The sequence below is a fragment of the bacterium genome, assembly GCA_040755755.1.
In the GTDB taxonomy this organism is placed as follows: domain Bacteria; phylum SZUA-182; class SZUA-182; order DTGQ01; family DTGQ01; genus DTGQ01.
This window is the reverse complement of the sequence record JBFLZW010000061.1, coordinates 110,589-135,990: the sequence shown is the minus strand read 5'-3', so window position 1 is coordinate 135,990 and position 25,402 is coordinate 110,589. Positions and strand designations below refer to the sequence as shown.

Here is a 25,402-nt window from a genome sequence, read left to right as displayed (position 1 = left end):
CCGTTTATAGTATAGTATTATTATTGAATTGCAAGAATCGAGCCACACCAGGGGCAATACTTCCATGAGCCATTTTCTTCCTTCCTGCATTTTGGACAAAACCTGGCTGGAACGAGCGAGCTCAAGGGCAGCTGCCATTGGAAAGTTTGATCCCCGATATTGGGAACACCCTTGAGTCGGATGGAAAATTGTCCCTCCCCCCTTGCTTCATACGGTTTCTCCTTACCTTTGGTCTGAGCGGGAAAAAGGAAAAAATTCATGTTGTCCCCCATCTGCCCCAGCATATTCGAAAAGAGCGGTTTAATCATGATAACCGCGTTCCGGACACCGGCATCGACCTGTTCTTCGTCGATGGGTTTCGAGAGCCGGCCTGCTTTATCCTCAAGAAAAATGTGATGCTGCAGGACCGATTTTGCGGTAAAGACCGGAAATCCGGATGAGGAAATCCGGCCGTGAACGATGATAAAAGTCATATACGGGTCAAAGAGCTTCAGCACTTCCCTGATTCGCGATTCCGGAACGTCAGCCCGCCTCAGGGTTGATTGCCACCACTCTTTGGGTATCCACTGGATGATGGCAATCACTCCGGGATCACTGGACATTTTCTGGCATTCATTCATTAAAGCAATCAGGTCATACTTCTCTGCGGCCTGGCAGGTCCAAGGGACAAGCAGGCTCAATATCAGACAAAAAACCAACGGGGATACAACTCCCATCCACCGGCAAGCTCGCGATCTCATTCCTCTACTCCTTATTCTTCAATTTCGCTTGTATTAAATTTATGCCCCGCCATTGGATTGAAAGCGGGCATAGTATTATCTTATGCAATAAAATATTGTCAGCAGAATTCTATAATTCCGCAAATCTCTACTATCATCTTTCTATCGGGTTTTTAGCCCAAGGGAGCTCAAGCGGGCGTTGTTGTACCCGCTGAAGACAGGCCGGGCAAAGCCCAGGACAGGCGCTGCCAGGTAAAGAGCAGCAGGGGAGGGTTAGGCGGGATTTCCATCCTTCAGCAGAGCGATGGAATCACATTTGAAAAATAGTCTTGACTATTTTATATTTTTGTGATACTAATTTTTAAGTGTAATCCTCTTCTTCTTTTGTAGGCAGGTCAATTCATTTGACCTGCCTACCCCTTTAGGTATTATCTATCCTCTCCGGTATTTTATAACTTATAAAAAGACCTGCTGATTCCCCGCAATTTCCTTGGAACCACATCGATCACCTTTTCCGAAGCCTCTTCAACATGACCGATCCGGGAACAGGCAATGCCGAACTGCTGGCAGACGGTCTTTATGGCATCGAAGTCATCGGGATGAGCAAGGATGCAAAAACCGATGCCCATATTGAAGACCCGAAACATTTCATCATCGCTGATCCTGCCAAGCTGCTGCATCAGGGGGAACACGGGAGGAGGATCGGGCAGGGAGGTAACCGTAAACTTGACCTGCGCCTTGACCCGCAGAATGTTGAGTAATCCGTCGCCGGTGATATTGATCAGGGCTTTGATCCGCAGGCTCCGGGACAGAAGCTCATTGACGAGCGGCACATAAATAATCGTTGGTGTCAAAAGCTCCTCACCCAGGGTTTTGCCCAGCTCCGGAATGTAGCTGTCCACGGTGAAGGACCCCTGGCTGAAAAAAATCTTTCTGGCCAGCGAGTAGCCGTTACTGTGAAGGCCGCTGCTGGAAAGACCGATAATAATGTCTCCGCCGCCTAGGTCCTGTCCCTCGATTACCCGTCCGGGATCGATAATGCCGATGCCCATACCGGCAATATCGAATCCATAGCCGGGCCTGACCCCCTGGATCAGGTCCCGGACCTGAGCGGTTTCCCCTCCCGGAATGGTGACTCCAGCCTGCCGGGCACCTTCCAGCAGGCCCTGTCCAAGCTGGTCGAGCAGGTCGTCCGCCGGATCCTGGAGGGCGATATAGTCGAGAAAGGAGATCGGCTTTGCTCCCACACAGATCAGGTCATTGACATTCATGGCCACGCAGTCGATGCCCACGGTATCGTACTTATGCATCATCTGGGCAATGAGGACCTTGGTCCCTACGCCGTCCGCTGAGACCGCCAGCCCCAGGCTGTCGGTAATCCTGATAATATTGGCGAAATATCCGATGGAGCTGAGCACCTCACCAGGACCGTGTGGTATAAATTGGAAAGTCCTGCTCATGGAGGTGATGAATTTTTCCAGTGATTTTTCTTCCCTGGAGATATCAACACCCGCTTCCCGGTAAGACAGTCCTGGAGAGCGGGGCTGGGCAGTATGCTGACTATTTTCCCTTTCGGGCTGGTTTTTGTTGTCCATGGCTTCCCTTCAAGTAAGTAAAGAATTCGTTATCTTCTGAAAAAAGAAAGGTAGTGTTTGCTTTCAGAGTTTTCCGGTAGGCTTCGAGCGTTCTGAAAAAGGCGTAAAAGTCCGGATCCTGAGCATAGGCATCTGCCGAGATCCTCATGGCCCCGGCTTCTCCTTCTCCTTTGATTTCCTGCGCCTTTTTATAGGCCTCAGCCAGAATCGCTTTTTTCCCCTTTTCTGCCTGCGCCTTGATCCGCAGGGCTTCCTCTTCCCCTTCCGCGCGGTATTTCCGGGCTTCCCGCTCTCTTTCGGCTTTCATCCTCTCAAAAGCGAGCTTTTCGTCTTCAGCCGGGAGGCTGGCCCTTTTCAGGCGAACATCCAGGATGGTGATTCCCATGCCGGACGATTTTTCCCTCGCGGCCTCAGTCACTTTTTTGAAGATGGTTTCCCGGTCAACTGAAACCAGGTCAGCCAGATTGTTCAATCCCCCCTGAGCCCGCAGTTCAGCCCGGATAACATCGTCCAGCCGGCTTTGAGCCCTGATTTGCGTGCCGGTGGATTCCAGAAACTTCAGGGGGTCGGTAATCTTCCACTGGCAATAGCAGTCGATCACAAGCCCCTTGTGATCCCTGGTGGAAACTTCGGTCGGCGAAAGAGCAGAGGTTAACAGCCGGTTATCGAATTTCACTGCCTGCTGAAGGAAAGGTTTCTTGACATAAAGGCCGGGACCGGTGATTACCATGACCGGCTTTCCCATATGCATCACGATGGCCTGCTCGGTTTGATCGACCACGAAGAGGGATTGAGCCAGACTCACCACGACGACAATCAGGCTGATGAGGGCAGCAATCAGAAGCTTGTGCTTTTTATCCATTGGCATAAATATTCCTCAGTCATTGGATTGCTTATCTGTCTTGCCAGGGGGCTTTGGAGCGATGTTCGGGGCCCCGGCGGGTCCTGCTCCGGCCTTTGGTTCCAAGCCCTCGAAGAATTCCTTCCCGAACGGGAGGACCCCGATGAATCTCTGACCGGACTCCAGGAGAACATACGTGTGAGCTTCCGGCAGGATCTGCTCCAGGGTTTCGAGGTACAGCTTCCTGCGGATAACCTCTTCAGCGCCCCGGTATTCTGCATAGTTCTTTAAAAAGCGGGCTGAATCGCCCTCGGCATGCCGGATGATTTCATCCCGGTAACTTTCAGCTTCAATTGTCATCCTGGCTGCTTCAGCACGGGCTTTTGCCAATTCCTCATTTGCCTGGCCTTGAGCCTCATTGACCAGCTTGTCCCGCTCATCCCTGGCTGTGGCGGCATTTTTAAAGGCATCTGCCAGCTCCATCGGAGGGTGAACGTCCTGAAGCTCTATAGATATAATCTTTACTCCAGTCTGATAAAGATCCAGAATGCCCTGTAAAATGCCGACTGTCTCCTGTTGAATCTGGTGTTTTCCACCTGTCAGAACGCTATCGAGGGTATTTTGGCCGATGACCTGACGGAGAGCGGATTCAGCCGCATCCCGGATTGTTTTCTCCTGGTCCTGGATATTGAACAGATAGCTCCGGGGGTCGGTAATCTGATATTTCACGGCCGCTTTGACAACCATGATATTTTCGTCCCTGACCAGCATCCTGGCCTCTGCGAGGTTTTCCCGGTACCGGGCCGGAGGCCCCGGATCAACCGTCCGAAAGCCGATCTCAAGGCTTTTAATTTCCTTGACCTGAAGGCGATCGAGCTTCTCGATCGGTGCAGGCAGATGATAGTGCCCTCCCTGCTCTTTGACTTCAGTTATCCTGCCGAATCGCCGGATAATTCCCACCTCGCCCGGCCTGATGATGTAAAGGCCGCTCGCCAGCCAGACAAGCAGGATTCCGGCTGCGGCCCAGAGAGCAGCATGCCAGGTAAGACTGTCCGGGAACGGCAGTCGCCCTCCCGCTTGGTCTGCCTTTTGGCTGACGCGCTTTTCTTTGCTCCTCTTCGAGCTTAAATCTCGCCATTCCATATCGTGGTACCCTTATTTCTCTCTATGCCTTTCTCTGTGCCTCTGTGTCTCTGTGGTGTCTTTTGTTTTTTTTATTTCCGCAGCCGCTCGATAGCCACAGGCAGGCAATCGATCAGGTCCTGGGCCAGAAGTCCGCATTCTCCCTTCTGTTCCCGGACCAGATCACCGGCAAAACCATGCAGATAGACACCTGCCGCCAAGGCTTGAATTTCAGGTAACTTTTGGGCCAGGAGCCCCCCGATTATTCCGGTGAGAACATCTCCTGTCCCTCCGGTGGCCATACCGGGATTTCCGGTCGGATTGATCAACACATTCCCTTCAGGGTCAGCGATCAGGGTGCGAAATCCTTTCAGAGCACAATAGGAATTGAACTCGGCGGCAGCCCGGCGGACGGCTGTGAGCCGGTCCGCAAGGACCTGTGACAGCTCGATACTCAGCAGCCTCGACAGCTCTTTCGGATGAGGGGTCAAAATTACCGGCTGCCTGGCCTCTTTCAGAAGGTGAGCCTGTCCGGCCAGGACATTGATTCCATCGGCATCCAAAACCAGGGGAATCTGGGCGGTGCGGATAATCCAGGAAATAAGCTCCAGGGCTTCCGGATGCACACCGATCCCGGGACCAATGGCCAGGGCGCTCATGCGGGGCAGCATCTCTTCAAGGGTGGATATGGCCCTGGCTGAAAAGGTCTTAGCTTCGGTTTCCGGCAGGGGCAGGGTCATAACCTCGGTAAGTTTCACCTCCATGATCGGATTCAGGCTTTCCGGAATGCCCAGGGTGACAAGACCCGCGCCGGTCCTGGCAGCGGCCTGACTGGTCAGGTAAGCGGCCCCGGTTTTGCCGCTCGATCCGGCCAGAACCAGAAGGTGGCCATAGGTCCCCTTGTGGGAATCGGGGAGCCGGTGTGGCCAGCATTGCCGGACGTATCCCGGCTCGATCAGCTCGACCTGGATATTCTCCCGCACAATGGCTTTTTCCGGGATGCCGATATCGACAATTTCCAACTGCCCCACTGACTGACAGGCCGGAGGAAGCAGGTGGGCCAGCTTGGGAAGAGCGAAAGTAACCGTCAGAGTGCCGCTTATGTGCGGTCCCTGGGGCAGGCTTGCGTCTGCACTTAACCCGGAAGGAAGATCGACACAGACAATCGGTTTTCCCGAGGTATTGAGAGCCTTGATCACCTCAGCGGCCAGGCCCCTGACCGGCGGGGTCAGGCCGGTGCCGAAAATGGCATCCACCAGGATATCCGCCCTGGTCATGGCCCCGCGCTGATTGGCAAAATCCTCCGCCGAGAGTATCTCGGTGAGCGGAAGGTCAAGATTGCGGGCGATCCGGGCATTGGTGCCGGCATCACCCGAAAGAGACTCCACCCTGGCCAGCAGGAAGATATGCACTCTGACACCCAGGGCCGAAAGGCACCTTCCAATGACCAGCCCGTCGCCTCCATTGTTCCCTTTGCCGCAAACAACATTGACCCTGAGCTGGTGCAGACCCGGAAAGCACTCTTCCATTTTGGCCACTGCCTGTCGGCCTGCATTTTCCATCAGCACGGCCCCGGGTATGCCAATTTCCTCGATCGTATATCTGTCCAGAGCCTGCATCTGCTGCGCGGTAACCACTTTCATTTTTCTTCTCCGAAGAGCTTTTTCAAACTCCTGTTCATCTCTGCCCAGTGGGTCCCCGGCCAGTAGACCTTGCGGCAGCGGGGACAGATGGAAAATTCCTGCTCCGTATCCAGAATATAAGCGGGAACCATGCTTTCGACCTCCGACCTGTCTGCCTTTTGCAGGGGCTCGTTACAATTCAGGCACCGCCCCAGCATCTGAGGAGATGCCGTGATATTCAACTCCTGGACAACCTGTTTCAACTGCTCCTCGAAAAAGTCATGGGTAACCAGAATGACTCTCAGATTCCTCTTCCGGCTGAGCTTCAGCAAAGCATGATCGCGGGTCAAAAGTACCCGGTTTTCCCTTTCAGCCCGCCCTATGAGGTCGGAATCGTCAATCTGCCGGTAATAGAGGGTATCAAAACCGCATATCCTCAGCCACCGGCTGAGTTTTCCCAGCATACAGTCCGCTATGAATCTTATCTCTGAGGCCATAGTCTCCGGAAGCACCCTTAGTATTATCCATAGCAATAAGCCATCGGCGAACAGATAACTTATACCTTAGCATAGTGCTCTTTCTCAGGCAACTTTAATTTTTCGCAAGTCGATTATTTCGTGAGGCAGGTTCCTGGTATCAATATTGCTTGGTTTTATCCCCGGCTGCTGCTCTACGGTTTGTTAAAACTTTATCGAGAATACGAGAAGGAGGTGCACGGGAAAGATAGCGGAAATAGCTGAAATTTCTTTTTGAGGTTAATTCGGGATTCTCTTGAGAAGTGTGGTTTTTATGATCGTTTGGTTTTTTAAGACTGTTAGTGTGGGAATTGGAAAAGCGGTTGAGGAGGAGTATCGGTATGTCGCACATCAGCAAATCTAAATCTTTCATTCTGTCTTCTGTTCTTTTGTTTTTCTTTACCGTAATGCCCGCAGGAATTGCTCAGGCATATTATGGCTATGGCTACGGCGGCCTGTATGGCAGCGGCCTGTATGGCGGGCTCTATGGCAGCAGCCTGTATGGCGGTCTGTATGGCGGCCTGTACGGCGGCCTGTATGGTGGTCTGTATGGCGGTCTGTATGGCGGTCTGTACGGTGGGCTCTATGGCTACGGCGGCCTGTATGGCGGGCTCTATGGCAGCAGCCTGTATGGCGGCCTGTACGGTGGCCTGTACGGTGGTCTGTATGGTGGGCTCTATGGCTACGGCGGCCTGTATGGCGGGCTCTATGGCAGCAGCCTCTATGGCGGCCTGTACGGCCTCGGCGGACTGAGATACGGCCTGGCTGAGCAGTTCGGAACCTGGACGGGAACATGGTCTTCCGGCCTTACGAGCGGACCCATGACCTTAAATATTGGCCAGGATCCGGTACTTACCACCGTCATATATGGTTATGCTCAACTGCTGGGGAATACCTATCTGTCAGCTCTGGTTGATGTAACCGGTACCATACTCAACAACCAGATTATTATTTCCGGTAAAGGGATTGGTCTTGGCACTACAACCTATACTCTTGACATCGTTGGGACTCTTACCTCTACAACGAGCATGACGGGTAATTATACCCTGACCCAGGCCTCCAGTATAAGGGAAACCGGATCATTCCAATTGGCATTGACCACTCCGGTTATCTGATATTAACGCCCCTTGGGCATGTATCTTTATCCATTCCCCTCACCTCACGGGTGAGGGGAATGGACTATTCTTCAATATCTCCAGCCATCCTGAAAGCCCCTGATTTATACTGCGAACGGGTGAATATTGAACTTTTTGCTCAGGAGTCAGAAGTCAGGAGCCAGGAGCCAGAAGAAGGTAAAAGAACTCCTTATTTAAGATGGTCCATACCTTCTTCTGAATTCTGAATTCTGACTCCTGACTTCTGGCTCCTCTGGAAAAGTTCAGTTCTAAGCCGTTTATAGGTTTATAGTATATTTTATGCACCTTGTATAAAATTTACCCACCAGGACCTGATTAATGCAATAGGTTGCGCTGAAGAATACTACTTGAACTCTTCCTTCCGGATGCCGTACCTGCTCAACAGCTTATGGAGCTGACGGGTGCTGATTCCCGCAGCCTGAGCAGTGCTGCTGATTCTGCCTTTGTGCAGGGCCAGGAGCTGTTTCAGGTAGTGACGTTCGATATCATCGATGCATCTTCCTCTCACTTCGGCCAGGGTAAGCGAGGTATCCAGGGATATCCGTGGACCGGGGGTATCGGAGGTGAACAGCTCACTGGGAAAGCTCTCCGGGGTAAGAATAGCGGAGGTTTCCAGGATATAGGCACGTTCGATGAGGTTTTCAAGCTCGCGGATATTGCCCGGCCAGGGATATTCCTCGAAGGCTTTCATGACTCTGGGATGCAGGTCATGGATTTTTTTCTGGTTGAGTTTGTTCAGCCTTTTCAAAAAGACCTCGACCAGCAGGGGAATATCCTCGATACGATCTCTCAGCGGAGGAAGCTCGATGGGAAACACATTCAGCCGGTAATACAGATCGCTCCTGAAAGCACCTTCATCCCGCAGTTTCTTCAGATCGATGTTTGAAGCGGCGATAACCCTCACATCAGCCACCAGGCTTTCTTCTCCTCCGAGCCGGTTAAAGCTGCGGTCTTGCAGCACCTGCAGCAGCTTGATCTGGGCTGAGGCAGTGACAGTGCCGATCTCGTCCAGAAAAATCGTCCCTCCCTGGGCAATTTCGAACTTGCCGAGCTTTCTCTGAACCGCTCCGGTAAAGGCCCCTTTTTCATGCCCGAACAGCTCGCTTTCCACCAGGGTGTCGGGAATCGCTCCACAGTGGACGCTGATGAATTGATCATCGCATCGGTTACTGTGCCGGTGAATCAGTTTGGCTATGATCCCCTTCCCCGTTCCTGTCTCTCCGGTGAGCAGGACCGTTGTTCTGGTTGGGGCAACCAATTTGACCTTATCGAAAACAGTTTTCATTACCGGGCTGTTGGTCCGGATTACTTCGAGCGAATCACTCTGCCAGAAGAACCGGTCACGGAGATAGTCAAGTTCCGACTGCATCTTGATCGATTCGCAGATGCTTTCGGTCACATATCTCACTTCGTCCGGATTCAAGGGATAGGTAAGATAATTGCTGGCCCCCGCTTTTACGGCATTGACAGCGTCCCTGATCATTTCCTGGGGTGACAGGACAATGATTTCCATGGCCGGGTAGATCTGCCAGAGCGGCTGGAGTTTTTTCCGGTAGTCATTATAGCCGTTTTCGGCCGTTAATCCGCGCAGCAGGATAATATCGATAAAGATAAACTCATACCGCCTCTTCCGGCATGCCTCAAGACAGGATTCCGGGTCGCAGATGACATCAACTTTGTACTCCTGACCGAGACAGTCATGAATTGCTTTACAGGCTTCCTGATTATTGAGAACGACAAGGATATACTTCATTCAAGACCCCGCGCTTGCGGTTGAGCGGGCAAAATGATAAGCCCGCCGGGCTTCTATCCTCATTAGATTCTTCCCTGAAACCGGGAAACAGTGAAATGCACCGGGGAGGAAAAGTTGGCCTTGACGATATTTGCTGAAAAACCTGCTTTTCGCTCTGAGTCGTACATCCTTGGGTGAAGTGAGCTTCAGGGGATAACTCCTTAAGATACAGCCTAATCATATGACCTCAACGCCGCTCTGTCAATGAAAAAGTGAGGTCCGGCAAAAGACAGTGACACAGGGACATGGAAGGAGGATGCCGCTTGCCCCCTTCCCCAAGACCATGCACCCCCAAAAATGTCTCTGTACCTGATTATGGGTAAAACTGACGATCACTCTAAAGAATTACTGATTGAGACTTCCTGCTTGGCAGGATTTTCCGAATGAACAGGTTGCTCTCAGGAGGAACTCTTGATTATGATTAGTCCTATGTCACAGATATATTTATTTACTTCTCTGGTTGCCTATTTTTCCATGGAGGTCGGCCTTGATCCGGCCATGCCTACCTATAGCGGCGGCCTGGGAGTGCTGGCGGGGGACACCTTGCGTGCTGCCGCTGATTTAAGCATACCGATGGTCGGAGTGACCCTTCTGCACCGCAAGGGATACTTCAGGCAGCATCTCGACGATCGGGGGAACCAGACCGAGAGCCCTGCTGTCTGGTCACCGGAGGAATTCCTGGAACCTCTCTCAGCCCGGGTATCGATCAATATCGAGGGCCGAACGGTGAATATCCGCGCCTGGCGCTATACCCTGCATGGGCTGTCAGGCCATATTGTGCCTGTCTACTTTCTGGATACGTTACTGGATGAAAACAGTGAATGGGATAGAACCCTTACCGACTCCCTGTATGGCGGTGACGACTTTTATCGCCTGTGTCAGGAGGCGGTGCTGGGGCTGGGTGGTGTAGCCATGCTCCGTGCCCTGGGGCACCGGAGAGTGCAGGCTTACCATATGAACGAGGGTCACTCGGCTCTCCTTACCCTGGCCCTCCTGGAGGAACGCCATAAAGGGAACGGCCTCCATACTATTGCCGCTGCCGACATCGAAGCGATCCGGCATAGATGTGTGTTCACGACTCACACACCGGTACCAGCCGGGCATGATATCTTTCCCATGGAAATGGCCCGCCGGGTATTGGGAGAGGAAGCGGCCTCTTTCCTGCAGAATACCCGCTGCTGTACAAACGACACCCTGAACATGTCATATCTGGCTCTCTTTTTTTCACGCTATATCAATGGAGTCTCCATGCGCCATGAGGAAATCTCCCGGAGCATGTTCCCCAACTACCCCATTAACTCCATCACCAACGGGGTTCATGCCGGCACCTGGACATCGATGCCTTTCTGCAATCTGTATGACCATTATATCACCGAATGGCGTCATGATAATCTCTATCTGCGCTATGCCATCAGCATCCCCCTTGAAAAGATCAGGGAAGCCCATATCGAGGCCAAGCGGGAGCTTCTGGCTGAGGTGGATCGCCGCAGCGGCGTACGTTTGAATCCCTCGGTCATGACCCTCGGCTTTGCCCGCAGGGCCACGGCATACAAACGTTCGGACCTGTTGTTTTCCAATATGGACCGGCTGAAAATGATAGCTCAGCAAATTGGCCCTCTGCAGATAATTTATGGAGGCAAGGCGCATCCGCGCGATGAGAGCGGCAAGGCACTGATCAGGCGCATCTTCGAGGCTGCCAATGCGCTGAAAGGAATTGTGCCGGTGGTGTACCTTGAGGAATATGATATGGCGCTGGCGAGGCTGATGTGTGCCGGGGTGGACTTATGGGTAAATACCCCCAAGAAGCCACAGGAGGCTTCCGGTACAAGCGGTATGAAAGCCGCGCTGAATGGTGTTCCCAGCTTGAGTATTCTGGATGGCTGGTGGATCGAGGGACATGTGGAGGGAGTCACCGGATGGTCCATCGGAGATGATTGGGATCTTGAAAGCAATCCTTCCAAGGATTATGTATTTCTCTACAATAAGCTGGAACATATTATCATTCCCATGTTCTATGGACGGCAGAATGCCTTTGCCGGGGTCATGCGCTCGGCTATTGCCCTGAATGCATCGTTTTTCAATGCTCAGCGCATGGTGCTCCAGTACCTGGAAAACGCTTATCTCATCAGCGCCGATCATAACCACAATAACCAAGCCTCTCGATGACCATCAATTCAGCATGACGTGGTAGGGAGGAGAATTCCTGGAAGCCGAAATAGTAGGTTGGAAGGTAATTTTGAGACAGTAAGATTGATCCTGTAAGAATAATGGAACGGATCATGAGGTGATCGGAAACAGGAATTATATGGAAGGAGTCGAGTTTCCATAACGTGGAAGGAGATAAACAATGAGCCATCATATGCAAGATATGCTCAAGGTGCACCCCCGCATGTCACAGATGAAGATGGACAGGGATGCGCTGATTTCATGCATCCAGGCTACCAGCAATGCGGCCCAGGCATGCAGCAGTTGCGCCGATGCCTGCATCGGCGAAAAGGACATCCAATCGCTGATCCGCTGCATCCGGATAAATCTGGACTGTGCCGATGTCTGTAATCTGACCGGCACCTTGCTTTGCCGTCAGACGGAACCGCCCATGAGCCTGCTCCGCAGCCAGCTTCAGGCATGTGCGATGGCCTGTCAGGGATGCAGGCAGGAGTGTCAGGAACACGCCAGTAAATACGATCACTGTCGAATGTGCGCTGACTATTGCCGACAGTGCGAAGATGCCTGCAACAGGCTGCTGTCGTCACTGCAACTCTAAGGATACAGTGCCGTGGAGGCGAACATGGAATGTCTCGCCTCCACGCTTCTCGTGTGGCCTCCATTTGACCTCGGAATAGATTATATACAGATTGTTTATACTTTTTATGACAAAAAGTATCCTTTTCAAGGCCAGCTAACCTGGCATCCTTCATTTTGTGGTTCAATGCCATTAAGTTAAGGACTATCCACCACAAACGCCCCTCACTTGCCCCAGGGGCTCCATGCCAGCCATCCCACCCCAAGGTGGCGAGGGGAAAGGCGCTGTCCTCAGTAATGACACTGTCCTTATATGACCTGGTATCAATATTGCTGATCTTAAAAGGCAGGCAGATTCGGCTCATGCTGAAGGTGCCCGAAGTCTATCTGGAAGGAGGGCTGCCGGTGGCAGAATCCGGTATTGCCGCTCCAGGACTTTCTCGATGGATATTGAAGCCAAAAAAGATTGCCTCATTGGTGTAATGAAGGGAGGTGCATACAGCCGGATTTCAGAAGAGAGGTGGTTAGTGGCAGGACTTCAGAATGCAGAACGGGTTTTCGGTTAACAACCAGCGGATGTGGCGAGAATTACATAAAGAGGCTAGGAGTGCAATGGAAAAGAGGATTATGAATTTCCCTTCCAGATTTCAACTTTTGGTTATTTCTTTCGTATTTTTATTTACTTTGAGTATGATTTCACTTCAGGGGAATGCCTGGGCTTACTATGGCTACGGCTACGGTGGACTGTATGGCGGGCTCTACGGCGGCGGCCTGTATGGCATCGGCAGCTTCACGGGCAGCGGAAGTACCCTTGGCAGCGTCTATTATGGCGGTTTGGGCGGTTTATATGGTGGGCTCTATGGGGGCCTCTATGGTCTTGGCAGTATCTACGGCGGAGGACTCTACGGCAGCCTCTATGGCGGCGGCCTGTATGGCTTATATGGCGGGCTCTATGGTGGGCTTTATGGCAGCAGCCTTTATGGCCTTTATGGCCTCTATGGCCTCGGCGGCCTGTATGGCGGTCTTGGCGGGCTCTACGGCCTGTCCGGACTCGGTGGCTTACGGTATGGCCTGGCTGAACAAGCCGGAACCTGGGAAGGTCTCTGGTATTCTTCCATCGCCAGTGGTCCCATCACCATAAACATTATCCTGGATCCGGTATTGACGAGTAACGTGTACGGATATGTCCAGTTGCTTGGCAATGCTGTCCTGCCTGCGCTGGTGGAAGTCACCGGCACGGTACTGAACAACCAGGTATACCTGAACGGTTCCTATGCCGGGACTGGCGGCGCGGTCATCCTTGATATTGTCGCAAACCTGGTTTCTTCCACCGAGATGCAGGGCAATTACACCCTGGGCAAGAGCGGGACACTTGTACTTGAAACAGGGTCTTTTACCGCCAGCCTGACAACACCGGTAATTTAGCGGATAATTCCCTATGGATCTGGCCGTCGAGCGTGCAGTTCCGGGGAAACCGGTATGCGTTCTGGTAAGACGATGAGTTCTGGAATTTAAACAGGCAGGATGAGATATCGCTCTCCTGGCAATAGGTAAAAACAGCTTTTTCCATAAAGGTTCAGATTGGTACGGTGATGAATATGCGGATTTCAGGTTCTCCTTCTCATTCTCGGCTCTTGATGGTTGTTTCCTCGTTCCTGGTCGGGTTGGCTCTGATTCTTCCTCAGAAAACTGCTCAAGCTTATTATGGTGGTCTCTATGGCATCGGCAGCTACGCGGGCAGCGGAACCTCTTTGGGCAGCGTCTATTATGGCGGTTTAAGCGGTTTATATGGTGGTATTGGGTTATATGGTGGTGCTTATGGCGGCCTTTACGGCGGCGGGCTCTATGGCGGAAGCTTCTACGGGCTTGGCGGGCTGTATGGCGGTCTTGGCAGTATCTACGGCGGAGGGCTCTACGGAAGCCTCTATGGCGGCGGGCTGTATGGTCTGTATGGCGGTCTTGGCGGGCTCTATGGCGGCGGCCTCTATGGTTTCGGTCTGTATGGCGGTCTTGGCGGGCTCTATGGACTGAGCGGTCTGTATGGCGGCCTGGGACTCTATGGCGGCCTGGGCGGTTTACGATACGGTCTGGCCGAACAGTTTGGAACGTGGGATGGCACATGGTCCAATATCTTCACCAAAGGGGCGGTGGTTGTAGCCAATGGACCCATAACCATCAATATCGTTCAGGATCCGGTACTCGTGAGCAACGTGACCGGGTTTGTTCAGCTCGTCAACCATCCGATTCTCGGATCAGCGATCGATGTGACCGGAACGGTGCTCAACAATCAGGTAATCCTTTCCGGAACCGGTCTTAACGCTGCCGGTCAGACTATCCGGCTCGATGTAGCCTGTACGCTGACTTCGTCCACCGCGATGTTCGGTACCTTTACCATGACCCAAGGCTCGTCCGTTGCTTCAAATGGCTCTTTCACGGCGGCATTGACGCCGGCGGTTATTTAATTTAATCTCTCTCTTTAACTCGTTCATTCCCCTCATACCTCTCCAGTATGAGGGGAATGAACAGATGGAAAAAACAGGAGTCAGAAGTCAGGAGAAACGCTTTTCTTCTGGCTCCTGACTTCTGGCTCCTGACTTCTCAGGGAACAGCCTCAACAACCTGAGTTACAAAGGAGATTTCTTCTCCTGCTCCAGCCATTTCTCCCAATTCGCAGGGTCCTGGCCAAAATCTTCTCCGGTTATTTTCCGAAGCGCCCTGGCAGCATTCTCCTTCACCTCCGGTTCCTCATCCTTCAGGGCAGCGATCAGCGGTTCTACAGCCCGCAAGTCCTTGATCTTCCCCAGTGCCTCGGCTGCCTCCTCCCGTACTTCCTGGTCTTCATCCCTCAGGGCGGCAATCAAGGGCTCCACCGCAGCACCGGCCTTGCCTATCCTTCCCAGTGCCTCGGCCGCCTCCTCCCGCACATTACGATCCTCATCCTGAAGGGCAACGATCAGAGAATTCACTGCACCGGCATCCCTGATTCTCCCCAGTGCTTCGGCAGCATTTTCCCGCACTTTCGGACTTTCATCCTTCAGGGCTGCAATCAAAGGCTCCACTGCCCGGACATTTTTGATCTTTCCCAATGCCTCGGCAGCATCTTCCCGTACCTGCGGATCCTGATCCTTAAGATCAGCAATGAGGGGCTCTACAGCATTAACAGGGTGGCTGATTATCTTTTCCGAAGCCGGTACGATTTCCCTGGCTGGCAGGGACTTTTCCCTCAGACAGGGAATGGTGTGCAATATACCTGTTTCCAGCTTTGCCCCCTCGGTCACCTTGGCGACAGAACCTGGTATGCTCGTTATAATGATCATCACAACCAACGAAGTAAGAACTGTTATTAACCTTTTCATAATTCCTCTCCTTAACTCTCTCTGCGCTCGAATGCCCAAAAGCATCCGCATACCTGTGCAGGCCGTTTACCGTACAGGTTATGAGTTACTATCTTTTCTTCGGAAGAAAGGAGAGAAAAATGGTAACATTTCATCAGGTTCAGAGGGGCAAGGCTTTGTGCCTGAGTAGCTACATTTTTTTATGCTCTTGAGGCTAAAGTGTGATAGTATTATTCACCAGCAACAGGAGTGAAAGAATCTTGCTATCAAACGATCAGTATCCTTTTGAAAATTATACCAGAGAGGTTATTCCCGGCGGGTGTCGGCAAACCGATCCGGAAACGGGCGAGTCTGAAGATTTTTCCTGCGTCACATGCAACGGCGGGCAGCCAGGGGCTTGTGGCGATTATCCACGGGCTCAGGAGCTCCTGAAAAAGGCCAAAGGAGCGCACCAGGAGATAGGTTTTTATCTGGAAAAACTGGAAGGCATTGCGCAGGAAGAATACAGCGGCCGCTTGAGCGTTGCATATTTCCATGATCACTGGGAGGCTGCTCTTGGGGAGAGCGGCGGCAGGAATCTCAAGGCCGTAGCCCTTACACTCCATGAGGTGGTCAATAATTTGATGAACGAGTATAAGAAGAAATGCAAGTTGGAATGTGAGCAGGCTTTCTCCCAAAAGATACAGGCTATGGGTGTGTCAATTGGATTAAATGAGCCTATCAGTAACCTTCGGCGGAAGATTTTGGAGGCCGAACGAAGCCGCAAGGAACAGAAATGAATTAAGAGCGGATGCTTCTCTACAAGATGAGGAACATCTGAGAGGAGGTCAGCCGTCGAAAAATATAAGAGGAGTGAACGTATGAATTTGTTGGTAGTCTTTATCATTATGGTACAAAACCAATTTTTTATTTATTGAGATAGCAGCAATAAGGCAATCAATAGTGCTGCGAATAGTAATTCCTCTCCTTCTCCCCTGACGGTAGATATCGGCTGCCAGAAGGTAATCCTCCATTTCGAAGTTCAAGAGAGGAAATGAGAGGAGAATTTCTTTAATTTTAGCCAGAACAGATTCCTCCCTGATTCCCTGAAGAATTTCTGTAACTATGACCCCAGTCAATACAATCGGTCGATTATCAGTGATCAAAGACCTGACCGCATCTTTATGCTTATCAGGTTCCTTGCTGAAATAGCTGATCCAGATACTGGTATCAATCAAAATCATGAAGAGTGCCTTTGGCGAAGATCTTTATAGTCATAATCCTCAAAAAATTCTACTTTTCCCTCCCATTCTAACAGCAGGCTTCTCTTCTTCCAGGCGATAAATTCCTTAAGAGCATGATTAACCAGTTCTTTTATAGTCTTAAAATGAGTCAGCTCCAATCCTTCTTTAACAAGCTCTTCATCTAAATTTACATTCGTTCGTTTCATTTTATAAGCCTCTCAGTATTACCGACGTTCATATCATTTAATACACCAATACATCATACACCTAAATTATCCCATCAAGGTGTATTTGTCAATGACACACGATAGCTTATTGCGGTGGCCCAGGGGGAAGTTGGCCTCATAAAATTTTTACCTTATTGGAAATTGGTATATAATGGTAATTCATTCAGTGGAGGCAGTATACAATGAACCCGACTCTAACACCACAGATACCGATATTACTGGACCTGGTCATTCTCCTGGCCGTGGCCGTTGTAACGGTCAATCTGGTCAACCGGATCCACATGCCCCCGGTGGTGGGCTTTTTGCTGGCTGGAATCATTATCGGGCCATCGGTCCTGGGAGTAATCCACGAGGTTCACCAGATTGAGATCCTGGCTGAAATCGGCGTGGTTCTGCTCCTTTTTACCATCGGGCTGGAATTTTCTTTCAATCGGATGAAGGAAATCCGGCGCTATATAGTTGGGGGAGGGATCCTGCAGGTCCTCCTGACTGCCGCCCTGGTGACGGGGGTAGCCTCTCTTTCCGGCCATACCGTGCAGGAGGCGATTTTCTTCGGCTTTCTCTTCTCCCTGAGCAGCACAGCTATTGTCCTGAAAGTGTATGGAGCACGGGGAGAGTTGTCAACTCTTCACGGAAATTTTGCTGTCGGTGTGCTCCTGTTTCAGGATCTTTGCATTGTCCCCATGATGTTGCTGACTCCGGTGCTCGCTGCACAGGGAATGCAATCATGGGCGAATATCCTCTCACCCTTGCTCATCGGTCTGGCAGCCGTTGGTGCGGTTTTTATCTCAGCCAGGTTTCTTTTGCCAAAACTCATCGATCATATCGTGAGGATGAAAAGTCAGGAAATCTTTACCCTGTTCATTATTCTGCTCTGTCTGAGCACTGCCTGGCTGACTTCACAGTTTGGCCTTTCCCTGGCCCTGGGGGCCTTTATTGCCGGGCTGCTTTTGTCCGAATCGGAATACAGCCACCAGGCTTTGGCCAATATGCTCCCCTTACGGGACAGCTTTGCCGGGCTTTTCTTCATTTCGATCGGCATGCTGGCAAACCTTCGGACCATTTCGAACGATCCTGTGCGTGTTCTGGGGCTGGTGGTCCTCATTTTCGGGAGTAAGATGGCGGTTGTCTTTATCGTGGCGCTCATGCTCCGACTTTCCGCCCGCACTTCCCTCAGCGCCGCTTTCGGACTGGCCCAGATTGGCGAATTCTCCCTGCTGCTGGCCCAGACAGGGCTTCGCTTTCATCTGATTTCATCGGTCACGTACCAGCAGTTTTTAGCTTCCGCCATTATCAGCATGATGGCAACCCCCTTTCTGATACTCCTTGCGCCAAAAGCAGGCTTTCGCCTGCAACCATTCCTCTGCTGGCTGGATGCCGTGCTGGGGGTGAAATCTCAAGCCGGATCTCTGAATGACGGAAAACGTTCCTGGCACGACCATGTGGTAATTGTCGGCTATGGAGAAAATGGCCGCAATCTGGCCAGGGTTTTGGAGGCCACGGCAATTCCCTATGTTATTGTTGATTTGGATATTATGAATATCCGGCAGGGAAGGGAAAAGGGACACCCGGTTTTCTATGGCGACGCAAGCAGCACCGAAATATTGAAACAACTTGGTATCCCCCGCGCCCGCATGGCCGTACTTGCCATTTCAGACCCTTCGGTGAACCGCAGGGTCATATGGCTGATCCGGAGCATGAACCCGGAGGTTTTTCTTCTGGTCCGGACCCGGCATATTGCCGAGATCGAGGAGCTGTACCATTTAGGGGCCAGTCAGGTGATCCCGGAAGAATTTGAAACTTCGGTAGAGATTTTTGCCCGTGTTCTGCGGCAGTACCATATCCCTCGGAACATGATCGAGCTTCAGGTTCAGCTTGTCCGGGGAGAAGGCTACAGCATGCTGCGCGGATTAAAGCTCCCGGATATGAGATTTAAAAATATCCAGCACCTTATTGCCGAAACGCTGACCGAAACCTTCCTGGTGCTTGCCGAGTCCCCGGCAGTCGGCAGGACCCTGGGAGCCCTGGACCTGCGGCTGAAAACCGGGGTTACGGTCATTGCCATTATCAGAGGCAGTGAGCCGATCCCAAGCCCTGGTGCAGACACTGCCATCGAGTCGGGAGACACCCTGGTGATGATGGGAAACCACGCGGCCCTGGATAAAGCGGTCGAGCTCCTCTCGCCTGAATGACCTATCTTTATGGAGCCAGATCATTCGGATCCCACGAGACAGCCAGCGGGCCTCCGGTAAATCCAAGGTCATTGGAGCTTCCTCCCTGGGAGGGAGGAAAATGCCGGTCATGAAACTCGCGGGAGGGAAATCCGGCATCGATGGCTGGAGAGTATTGCTTGAGCCGGTAATCGAACAGGTCAGGATTACTGAACATCGGATCGCAGATCAGGTCCCCCCTGCTTCGGCTGTGTCCGCCCAGCTCTTTGCTTTCGATCGCTTTGGAAGAGGATGTGCAGTCGTCACAGCAGGTGCCTGATCCGCCATTGGCAAAGAGCAGGTTATAGGAGCAGCCTTTCGTCCTGGCTACATTGAGGCCGGTTTTAAAATTATAGGCCAGGATATTGCTGGCAATCAGGGGAGTGCCTCTCCCCTGCTGGTCGATGCCCGACCCTTCGGCAAGGTTGCCGTTGGAAGCGATGGTATTGTTGATGATCCGCATGGGCATGGTCTTGAAGCGAATCCCCGATCCGCCGTTATTGAAGATGAGGTTATTGCACACTCCGACCGGCCCGCATTTGGCAGCGGTGATCTCAAGCCCGGCCTCCTCATTTCCCCGGATGACGTTCTGATAGATATCCACCTGGGGGGAAATCTCTTTCAATTCATTGGCTGAAACCCCGGCTTTGTGGTTATCACAGATGGAATTATGCTGCAAAACCACAGTGGCTGCACTGGCCAGAAAAATGCCCCCTTTCTGGTTCCGAAAGATCTTGTTCTGAGTGGCGGTCAGATGGACAGCATGGTTCGGATATTCTGACTGGCATTTTATGCCACTCTCTCCATTGCGGTAAATTCGGTTATTGTGGACCCTGGCAACTATGACCTTCTTACCAGTGGTATTATCCTTCTTGCCGGCAAATCCGGCAGAGGGATTTTTTCTGAAACTTTCCCGCACCGCCACCTCCAGCCGGTCTTGGGCCCCCAATTGCACGCCAGCCATGGTATTCTGGTATATCTGGTTTCCGGTGATGCTTGCCCTGGCCGAGCCTTTACCCATGACCGTGATGCCTGCACCTTCCTGGCCATAGATTTGATTATCCTGAACCAGAACCTGAGCGTCGTTATCCACGACCAGGCCTGCATTGCCGTTTCGATGGATACTGCACTTTTCAACCAGAACTCTGCTGCCCCGGATATGCAAGGCCGAGACATTATTATCGTAAAAATCATTGTCCTGAATGACAATTCCGGCTGGCTCTTCCTGTGGGGGCTGCTTCTGCCGCTCTTTTTGTCCGGCTGGCCGGGGGGCCGGGGCCTGAGCCAGGGCTTTGGCTGGAGCGAAGCGGGCCGGGAGTCTGAATCCAAAGGAAAGGATAAGAAAGAGAATAGCGGCGCTGGCGAAACTGAGCATCACCGTTCTCCGAGAGATCATCCATTGCATGTGCGGGTATCTCATCAAAAAAAGGACCTCGTCCATCCGATTTGATAAACAGGTTCAGTACACCAGGGGTTATCAGGAACAAAGAGCGGTATCTGAACCCCTGCCTCGAACATCATATTGCCCTGGAACAGGAACTGGATTCCGGGAGACCAGGAAAGCATGTTTCCTCCTGAAAAGGTGACGCGAGATTCTTGTCCATCTACTATTTTTGGCCCTCTGCCCTCCCCTCGATAGACACCGTTCAGCTCTATCTGCCCCACCAGGCTGGTGACAGGCAGGGAGAAAAAATAGGGCTCGCCGATCAGAGGAATCGGCCGGCACAGAGCCAGATTATAGCTGAGCTCGTCTCCGGGATCAAGTCCGTTCTCTCTCTGGCGGGGAAAAAAATAGGAAACATTGGTATGGAGATACCCCAGGTCGCGAAAGCTGGTGCTGAAAGCAAGTCCCGGCATGAATTCATATCTGCCGGAGCCCAGGGGGATGGTATAGCTGGTCCATCCGTACCAGGCGGTCTTATGCTCATCTCCGGTAGGCACACTGGTGGCCAGGGATGCGGCAAAACTGGTATGCCTGCGGGACCAGAGGCAGTATTTGAGCAAAACGACCGTGTCTCCAAGGCCATGGACCGAGGGCTGAGACTCCCCCTCCCAGGTACGAATGTAAGCCTTTTTCCAGAACATCTTCGGGATAATCCCCAGGGTAAGATCATCGGTCAGGCCGTATCGAATACCCAGAGCCAGCCTCCAGACATCGACTGGCCGCTCTTGCGGAGATATCCATTCCCGTCTGATCGTCATGGATCCCAGGGTCAAACTGACCGAAGTTATTCCCTGTGACAGAGTAAGCCCCGGCTCCCGGCTGAAAATCGGGACAGGGACCATCGATCGCTCTTCACCACCGGCATCATCGCGTCCCATCATCCGCTGGATATATTCCAGGTTAGCCTGGGCGCGCTTGTCTTCCTCCCTGATATCGAGCGCGGTATGAAACTCGCGGATGGCCAGCTCGTATTCACCCTGCATCCGGTAAATCTCGCCCAGGCTGGTGTGAGGATCGGAGGAGTCGCTCCCTTCGCAGGCCAGTTGCAGCTCCCGGACCGCCATGTCCCACTGCCTGCGGGCCTTATAAATGTTGCCCAACCGCTCGTGAGATGGTGCGTGCTCCGGACAAAGCTCCACTGCTTTTTGATAGCAGGCGATCTCTTGCGCAGAGTTGTCGCTGAGGGCGAGTCCCTTCTGGTACCACTCCCCTGCTTTGGTGCAGTCAGCCCCGCTGGCAACTGCCCGGCCTGGATAGATGGCGGACATGAGCAGCCACCCACAAAGACACAGAGGCAGCAGTAAGACCATGCTTCTCTCTGTGTCTCTGTGTCTCTGTGGTTTCCTTTGCATTTCGCTTTTTGGTTTGCTCATATATGGTAGCCATCACACTGCTTAGTATCTGATGCCTTGAGCGGAGTGAAAATCCTATAGAGATGATTTCCCGCAGAGACGCAGAGGCGCAGAGAAAATAATTTGTCTTTTTTACCTCTGCGCCTCTGCGTCTCTGCGGGAGAAATATTACTGTGTTGTCTTACCAATATGAGCGTTTTGGTTTTAAAACTCGCGTTCCAGAAATTCCCTGCCTCTTCGGCATATTTCAAGCCCGTAGTCAGTCCATGCTCCCTGTCCCCAGTAGCGGTAGCAACTGGTCTGGCTGACCAGAAGGTAGAAAAGGGCCTGCTGATAGGCCGGGCTTTTCCTGTCAACAGCCGCATTCTGATCGATCTTCTGATGGAACAGGGCACTTAAGTGCTCCATGGCACTCAAAACCCCTTCATAGCCCTTGACCCAACTGCGGTCATTGGTCCAGGAGCCCATATCCAGGTGAAAGCTGCGGTCCTGTTTCTCGAGATCGGAAATGGCCTGTCTGACCGCATCAGGACTGGGATGTGAAACACGGTCCCAGATTCTCTTCTGTCCCACCGGCTGCACGGGAAGGGCGGATTTTTCAACATCGATTCCTTCGGCCTCAAGAAGCTCAAGATACTCGCTGGCGCACAGGCTGACAGTGCCTGATGTGCCGATCTGTCGGAAGGCACTCTTGAAAGCTTCCGGGAATTCGTTCATCATCACCCCGCCGTTTTCCCCATCTCCGATCTGAAGGACAAAAGGCGGGATGCTTTTTCCTCCAAACTCCTGCCGACGAAGCCCCCTGGCTTCAGCATACGGCTGCATCTGTGCCACCAGCTTGGTATCAGACCCCTTGGTCTTTACCAGGGCGGTCATGGATACCTCCTCGCCCCGGGAATTTCTGGCTGTCAGAAGGTGAGGAACATGAGGATTTCTGATACGGCCGCCGTCCAGGTTCTCGACGGTGTGCTCCTGAACCATGAGCCAGCGAAACCCGCAGGCTTTCAGAGTCTTGACGTATTCATGGCAGACATCGGGATGGATCGGAAGATGCATCTCCGGGGGTGAAAATCCCCTGACCCTGGCCAGGGCATCCCAGCCGAAGATGGAGGCAAAGTGCTGCTGCCATGCCTGGATGTGCAGTTTGAGATCCGGAGGCGGTGTAGAGGAAGCCACGGCATGGGACCACATGGTTCCCAGCCATTCGATGCAGCGGCTGTAAGGCTCCCGGGACATGACGTTTTTAAACTTCTCCAGAATATCACCCCGGCCCATCTGACGGAGCCCATAGAAAAGGTTGCCGGAGTAGTCCAGCATCACCCGGGGACTTTTGCCCTCATCGACCAGTTCCTTGATGAAATCGGCCATGCGGGCATAACATCGGGCAAAAACCGGGGCATTGTGATTATCGTGAATGTGCTGATTTTCCATCATATACTGAAGATTGCCAATAATGGCTGCATTTTTAAGGTTTGGTCCCCCTGCCGGGATCAGCGGCTGGTGCATATGAAGGGCAATACCGAACGATGACTCGACCTGGCTGAGAATTACCGGCGTGCGATCGAGAAAGACCGGCAGGCTGCGGGACATGGTCTCTTCGACCGATGATTCATATCCGCAGAAATTGGGCAATCCGTTGATGATGTCAGAAAGTGGCTCCATACGAGTAACTCCTTTAATGGTAATGAAAAATTTTCCAGAACATGGCTACAAGGCCGCTCACAATGAAATTGCTGTCAATAGTCAACTTGGATGCGATCCCTTTCGGGAGCGCGTTGCGGTGAGAAAGAAACATAAAGATCCAGGTAAAAAGTATGCACAGGGAAAGAGCAAATCCCAGCGAAGTAGTCCAGCCGAAATATGCGGCTGCGGTCAGAAGAGCAAGCGACGGCAGGGAAATGGCAAACAAAAGCCGCTCAATCCGCTTCTGGCCGAGAATTATCGGCAGGGTTTCCCTGCCCACAATCCGATCTGCCTGGATATTGCGAATATCCTGCAGCACGGAGCGGATAAAAACCAGGGTGGCGATAAAAATAAAGCAGACCGCAGTATCAATTCCTGCTGAATCCACCCCATAGAGGAGTGGAATCCCAACGGCGACACTCGCCCAGGATGCAGCCAGGAAGATATCCTTGGAGGCCGGAATGTCTTTCAGCCGTCTGAACTGGACATAAACCTTCCACCTGTGGGGAATCAGCGGAATACTGTAAATAATACCGGCTATACTGGCCAGGAGAAGAAACAGAAATGGATAAAAACCCAGATGCAGGGAGAGCGAGAGGGCCAGAGCAGCCGAAACAAGGGCCAGCGCGAGGCGCAGAGCAGTGTAGCGGGATATCCCGTGCAGTATGTTCGGATCACGACCTTCGGGGTCGTGCCGGTCTATCAGGTGGTTGACAAGATACATGGCAAACACGTACAGGGCGGGAATGATCAGCAGGGGAAAATCCGGATCGATTCCCTGCAGGAGGCTGGCTGCATAACTGATGCTGAAAGCACCGATGGCTACAAAAAGGTCGCTGCTATCCAGAAACTGGAACATTCGAAGCAGGAGGCGCATGAGAAAATTGGCCTTGCGCTGCCTGATGGAATTCAGCTTTTCCACTACCCCGTCGATGATCCAGTTGGGAGTGGATGCTCCGGCTGTCACGCCGATACGGTCGAACTTTTCAAGCTCTTTAACCGGCAGTTCCTTCGGGACCTCGATATGAAAGGTGGGTTTGCCGAGAGCGCGGACCATATTGGCCAGGCGGATGGTATTGGCGCTGTTTTTCCCGCCCACGATGACCATGGCTTCGACCTGCTGGGCTATCTGCATGGCTTCATCCTGCCGCTTTTGGGTCGAGGAGCAGATGGTATTGAAGATTTCGGCCTGGGGAAAGCGGCTGCGGATTTTATCCGCGATCCGCTGGAAATCCTCGACATTCTGGGTGGTTTGTGCTACCACGCAGACCTGGTCCATATTCGGCAAAAGATCAATTTCCGGCAGGCTGCTGACCACGGTCCCCCGGTTTTGCGCAAAACCCAGAATGCCGGTCACCTCGGCATGCCCCTTATCACCGATGATGATGACATGGTACCCCCTGCGGCTGTGGGATTTGACGATGGATTGCACCTGAGCCACATGAGGGCAGGTAGCGTCGCAGAGCTTGAATCCCTTTTTTTTCAAAAACTGCCTGGTCTTTGGCGCAATGCCGTGCGCCCGGATAACCAGAGTGCCGGAAGGAGCGGAGTCAGGATCCGACAAAGCGGTAATTCCCCGGCTCTCAAGCAGGGCTATGACCTGCGGGTTATGGATGAGCGGTCCAAAGGTATAAATCGGCGGGTCTCCCAGACGGGCTGTATCCAGAAGGATATTCATCGCCCGCTGGACACCCGTACAGAAACCGGCAGTTTTGGCAATCTTGATCTCCATGGTATTTCATATATTACCTTCTTTCCGACCAGGATTCAAGGGGTTTGACCAGAATCAGGAATGAGCGGGATGAAGATTTCCAGTTGACGGGAATCCGGTATTCCAATACAAT

Annotated in this window: 24 protein-coding genes; 8 read left to right on the top strand and 16 right to left on the bottom strand. The window is 52.4% G+C overall.

What is annotated here, in order from left to right; genetic code table 11:
* Positions 1-20: 20 nt before the first annotated feature.
* The 7 genes from AB1611_18380 to AB1611_18350 all read right to left on the bottom strand — a co-directional run bounded on the left by AB1611_18380 (position 21) and on the right by AB1611_18350 (position 6,787).
* Entirely contained in the window at positions 21-740 is a 720-nt protein-coding gene (locus tag AB1611_18380; protein ID MEW6381551.1) for a hypothetical protein, read from the bottom strand.
* 428 nt (positions 741-1,168) lie between these two features.
* The gene (purM, locus tag AB1611_18375) at positions 1,169-2,314 is read right to left on the bottom strand and encodes a phosphoribosylformylglycinamidine cyclo-ligase (GenBank protein MEW6381550.1); all 1,146 of its coding nucleotides are present in this window, start codon (positions 2,312-2,314) and stop codon (positions 1,169-1,171) included.
* Positions 2,280-3,176, bottom strand: a complete 897-nt coding sequence (locus AB1611_18370) for a protease modulator HflC (GenBank protein MEW6381549.1) — start codon at positions 3,174-3,176, stop codon at positions 2,280-2,282. The genes purM and AB1611_18370 overlap by 35 nt, the downstream gene beginning before the upstream one ends.
* Before the next feature lie 15 nt (positions 3,177-3,191).
* On the bottom strand, positions 3,192-4,298 hold the full coding sequence (hflK, locus tag AB1611_18365; GenBank protein MEW6381548.1) for an FtsH protease activity modulator HflK: 1,107 nt from the start codon (positions 4,296-4,298) through the stop codon (positions 3,192-3,194).
* Between the two features lie 71 nt (positions 4,299-4,369).
* A complete protein-coding gene (locus tag AB1611_18360) occupies positions 4,370-5,920 on the bottom strand; it encodes an NAD(P)H-hydrate dehydratase (GenBank protein ID MEW6381547.1) in 1,551 nt (516 codons plus the stop codon).
* Positions 5,917-6,396 (bottom strand): Mut7-C RNAse domain-containing protein, encoded by a 480-nt coding sequence (locus AB1611_18355; protein MEW6381546.1) that lies wholly within the window; start codon positions 6,394-6,396, stop codon positions 5,917-5,919. The genes AB1611_18360 and AB1611_18355 overlap by 4 nt, the downstream gene beginning before the upstream one ends.
* Positions 6,397-6,535: 139 nt before the next feature.
* Positions 6,536-6,787, bottom strand: a complete 252-nt coding sequence (locus AB1611_18350) for a hypothetical protein (GenBank protein MEW6381545.1) — start codon at positions 6,785-6,787, stop codon at positions 6,536-6,538.
* Here AB1611_18350 and AB1611_18345 point away from each other — a divergent pair.
* Positions 6,756-7,529 carry a hypothetical protein gene (locus tag AB1611_18345; GenBank protein MEW6381544.1) on the top strand — a complete coding sequence of 258 codons (774 nt, stop codon included), beginning with the start codon at positions 6,756-6,758 and terminating at the stop codon, positions 7,527-7,529. The two genes, AB1611_18350 and AB1611_18345, sit on opposite strands and share 32 nt — an antisense overlap.
* Positions 7,530-7,893: 364 nt before the next feature.
* Here AB1611_18345 and AB1611_18340 read toward each other — a convergent pair whose 3' ends face one another.
* The gene (locus AB1611_18340; GenBank protein ID MEW6381543.1) at positions 7,894-9,303 is read right to left on the bottom strand and encodes a sigma-54 dependent transcriptional regulator; all 1,410 of its coding nucleotides are present in this window, start codon (positions 9,301-9,303) and stop codon (positions 7,894-7,896) included.
* A 456-nt stretch (positions 9,304-9,759) separates the two neighbouring features.
* Between AB1611_18340 and glgP the strand changes: the two genes are divergently transcribed.
* From glgP to AB1611_18320, 4 genes are all read left to right on the top strand, one after another.
* Complete coding sequence (gene glgP, locus AB1611_18335; GenBank protein ID MEW6381542.1) at positions 9,760-11,508, top strand: alpha-glucan family phosphorylase; 1,749 nt, start codon at positions 9,760-9,762, stop codon at positions 11,506-11,508.
* Between the two features lie 181 nt (positions 11,509-11,689).
* Positions 11,690-12,106 (top strand): four-helix bundle copper-binding protein, encoded by a 417-nt coding sequence (locus tag AB1611_18330; protein MEW6381541.1) that lies wholly within the window; start codon positions 11,690-11,692, stop codon positions 12,104-12,106.
* Positions 12,107-12,414: 308 nt separating this feature from the next.
* The gene (locus AB1611_18325) at positions 12,415-12,567 is read left to right on the top strand and encodes a hypothetical protein (GenBank protein ID MEW6381540.1); all 153 of its coding nucleotides are present in this window, start codon (positions 12,415-12,417) and stop codon (positions 12,565-12,567) included.
* Positions 12,568-12,774: 207 nt separating this feature from the next.
* Positions 12,775-13,509 (top strand): hypothetical protein, encoded by a 735-nt coding sequence (locus tag AB1611_18320; GenBank protein ID MEW6381539.1) that lies wholly within the window; start codon positions 12,775-12,777, stop codon positions 13,507-13,509.
* Here AB1611_18320 and AB1611_18315 read toward each other — a convergent pair.
* Positions 13,478-13,654 (bottom strand): hypothetical protein, encoded by a 177-nt coding sequence (locus tag AB1611_18315; protein ID MEW6381538.1) that lies wholly within the window; start codon positions 13,652-13,654, stop codon positions 13,478-13,480. The genes AB1611_18320 and AB1611_18315 overlap by 32 nt on opposite strands.
* 22 nt (positions 13,655-13,676) lie before the next feature.
* Here AB1611_18315 and AB1611_18310 point away from each other — a divergent pair, with 22 nt between their 5' ends.
* Positions 13,677-14,546, top strand: coding sequence for a hypothetical protein (locus AB1611_18310; GenBank protein MEW6381537.1), 870 nt, complete (start codon positions 13,677-13,679; stop codon positions 14,544-14,546).
* Positions 14,547-14,708: 162 nt separating this feature from the next.
* On the opposite strand, the gene AB1611_18305 is transcribed toward AB1611_18310, so the two are convergent.
* A complete protein-coding gene (locus AB1611_18305; GenBank protein MEW6381536.1) occupies positions 14,709-15,440 on the bottom strand; it encodes a HEAT repeat domain-containing protein in 732 nt (243 codons plus the stop codon).
* 239 nt (positions 15,441-15,679) lie between these two features.
* On the opposite strand from AB1611_18305, the gene AB1611_18300 reads away from it, so the two are divergent.
* Positions 15,680-16,198 carry a hypothetical protein gene (locus tag AB1611_18300; protein ID MEW6381535.1) on the top strand — a complete coding sequence of 173 codons (519 nt, stop codon included), beginning with the start codon at positions 15,680-15,682 and terminating at the stop codon, positions 16,196-16,198.
* Between the two features lie 48 nt (positions 16,199-16,246).
* On the opposite strand, the gene AB1611_18295 is transcribed toward AB1611_18300, so the two are convergent.
* Both AB1611_18295 and AB1611_18290 read right to left on the bottom strand, forming a co-directional pair.
* Positions 16,247-16,642: a PIN domain nuclease gene (locus AB1611_18295; GenBank protein ID MEW6381534.1), complete on the bottom strand. Its 396-nt coding sequence runs from the start codon at positions 16,640-16,642 to the stop codon at positions 16,247-16,249.
* Positions 16,639-16,848, bottom strand: a complete 210-nt coding sequence (locus AB1611_18290; GenBank protein MEW6381533.1) for a type II toxin-antitoxin system VapB family antitoxin — start codon at positions 16,846-16,848, stop codon at positions 16,639-16,641. Before AB1611_18290 ends, AB1611_18295 begins: the two co-directional genes overlap by 4 nt.
* A gap of 203 nt (positions 16,849-17,051) precedes the next feature.
* On the opposite strand from AB1611_18290, the gene AB1611_18285 reads away from it, so the two are divergent.
* Positions 17,052-19,061 (top strand): cation:proton antiporter, encoded by a 2,010-nt coding sequence (locus tag AB1611_18285; GenBank protein ID MEW6381532.1) that lies wholly within the window; start codon positions 17,052-17,054, stop codon positions 19,059-19,061.
* 7 nt (positions 19,062-19,068) lie between these two features.
* Here AB1611_18285 and AB1611_18280 read toward each other — a convergent pair whose 3' ends face one another.
* From AB1611_18280 to ispH, 4 genes are all read right to left on the bottom strand, one after another.
* Positions 19,069-20,454, bottom strand: a complete 1,386-nt coding sequence (locus tag AB1611_18280) for a right-handed parallel beta-helix repeat-containing protein (GenBank protein MEW6381531.1) — start codon at positions 20,452-20,454, stop codon at positions 19,069-19,071.
* 44 nt (positions 20,455-20,498) lie between these two features.
* Positions 20,499-21,791, bottom strand: coding sequence for a transporter (locus AB1611_18275; protein MEW6381530.1), 1,293 nt, complete (start codon positions 21,789-21,791; stop codon positions 20,499-20,501).
* A 288-nt stretch (positions 21,792-22,079) separates the two neighbouring features.
* Entirely contained in the window at positions 22,080-23,537 is a 1,458-nt protein-coding gene (locus tag AB1611_18270) for a glycosyl hydrolase family 57 (protein MEW6381529.1), read from the bottom strand.
* Positions 23,538-23,550: 13 nt separating this feature from the next.
* Positions 23,551-25,290: a 4-hydroxy-3-methylbut-2-enyl diphosphate reductase gene (gene ispH / locus AB1611_18265; protein ID MEW6381528.1), complete on the bottom strand. Its 1,740-nt coding sequence runs from the start codon at positions 25,288-25,290 to the stop codon at positions 23,551-23,553.
* Between the last annotated feature and the right edge of the window lie 112 nt (positions 25,291-25,402).

What these genes read in the sequence shown, in the direction of transcription:
- AB1611_18380 (MEW6381551.1), bottom strand. Translation starts at nt 740, where the DNA reads ATGAGATCGCGAGCTTGCCGGTGGATGGGAGTTGTATCCCCGTTGGTT.
- purM (MEW6381550.1), bottom strand. Translation starts at nt 2,314, where the DNA reads ATGGACAACAAAAACCAGCCCGAAAGGGAAAATAGTCAGCATACTGCC.
- AB1611_18370 (MEW6381549.1), bottom strand. Translation starts at nt 3,176, where the DNA reads ATGGATAAAAAGCACAAGCTTCTGATTGCTGCCCTCATCAGCCTGATT.
- hflK (MEW6381548.1), bottom strand. Translation starts at nt 4,298, where the DNA reads ATGGAATGGCGAGATTTAAGCTCGAAGAGGAGCAAAGAAAAGCGCGTC.
- AB1611_18360 (MEW6381547.1), bottom strand. Translation starts at nt 5,920, where the DNA reads ATGAAAGTGGTTACCGCGCAGCAGATGCAGGCTCTGGACAGATATACG.
- AB1611_18355 (MEW6381546.1), bottom strand. Translation starts at nt 6,396, where the DNA reads ATGGCCTCAGAGATAAGATTCATAGCGGACTGTATGCTGGGAAAACTC.
- AB1611_18345 (MEW6381544.1), top strand. Translation starts at nt 6,756, where the DNA reads ATGTCGCACATCAGCAAATCTAAATCTTTCATTCTGTCTTCTGTTCTT.
- AB1611_18350 (MEW6381545.1), bottom strand. Translation starts at nt 6,787, where the DNA reads ATGAAAGATTTAGATTTGCTGATGTGCGACATACCGATACTCCTCCTC.
- AB1611_18340 (MEW6381543.1), bottom strand. Translation starts at nt 9,303, where the DNA reads ATGAAGTATATCCTTGTCGTTCTCAATAATCAGGAAGCCTGTAAAGCA.
- glgP (MEW6381542.1), top strand. Translation starts at nt 9,760, where the DNA reads ATGATTAGTCCTATGTCACAGATATATTTATTTACTTCTCTGGTTGCC.
- AB1611_18330 (MEW6381541.1), top strand. Translation starts at nt 11,690, where the DNA reads ATGAGCCATCATATGCAAGATATGCTCAAGGTGCACCCCCGCATGTCA.
- AB1611_18320 (MEW6381539.1), top strand. Translation starts at nt 12,775, where the DNA reads ATGATTTCACTTCAGGGGAATGCCTGGGCTTACTATGGCTACGGCTAC.
- AB1611_18315 (MEW6381538.1), bottom strand. Translation starts at nt 13,654, where the DNA reads ATGGAAAAAGCTGTTTTTACCTATTGCCAGGAGAGCGATATCTCATCC.
- AB1611_18310 (MEW6381537.1), top strand. Translation starts at nt 13,677, where the DNA reads ATGAATATGCGGATTTCAGGTTCTCCTTCTCATTCTCGGCTCTTGATG.
- AB1611_18305 (MEW6381536.1), bottom strand. Translation starts at nt 15,440, where the DNA reads ATGAAAAGGTTAATAACAGTTCTTACTTCGTTGGTTGTGATGATCATT.
- AB1611_18295 (MEW6381534.1), bottom strand. Translation starts at nt 16,642, where the DNA reads ATGATTTTGATTGATACCAGTATCTGGATCAGCTATTTCAGCAAGGAA.
- AB1611_18290 (MEW6381533.1), bottom strand. Translation starts at nt 16,848, where the DNA reads ATGAAACGAACGAATGTAAATTTAGATGAAGAGCTTGTTAAAGAAGGA.
- AB1611_18285 (MEW6381532.1), top strand. Translation starts at nt 17,052, where the DNA reads ATGAACCCGACTCTAACACCACAGATACCGATATTACTGGACCTGGTC.
- AB1611_18280 (MEW6381531.1), bottom strand. Translation starts at nt 20,454, where the DNA reads ATGCTCAGTTTCGCCAGCGCCGCTATTCTCTTTCTTATCCTTTCCTTT.
- AB1611_18275 (MEW6381530.1), bottom strand. Translation starts at nt 21,791, where the DNA reads ATGTCCGCCATCTATCCAGGCCGGGCAGTTGCCAGCGGGGCTGACTGC.
- AB1611_18270 (MEW6381529.1), bottom strand. Translation starts at nt 23,537, where the DNA reads ATGGAGCCACTTTCTGACATCATCAACGGATTGCCCAATTTCTGCGGA.
- ispH (MEW6381528.1), bottom strand. Translation starts at nt 25,290, where the DNA reads ATGGAGATCAAGATTGCCAAAACTGCCGGTTTCTGTACGGGTGTCCAG.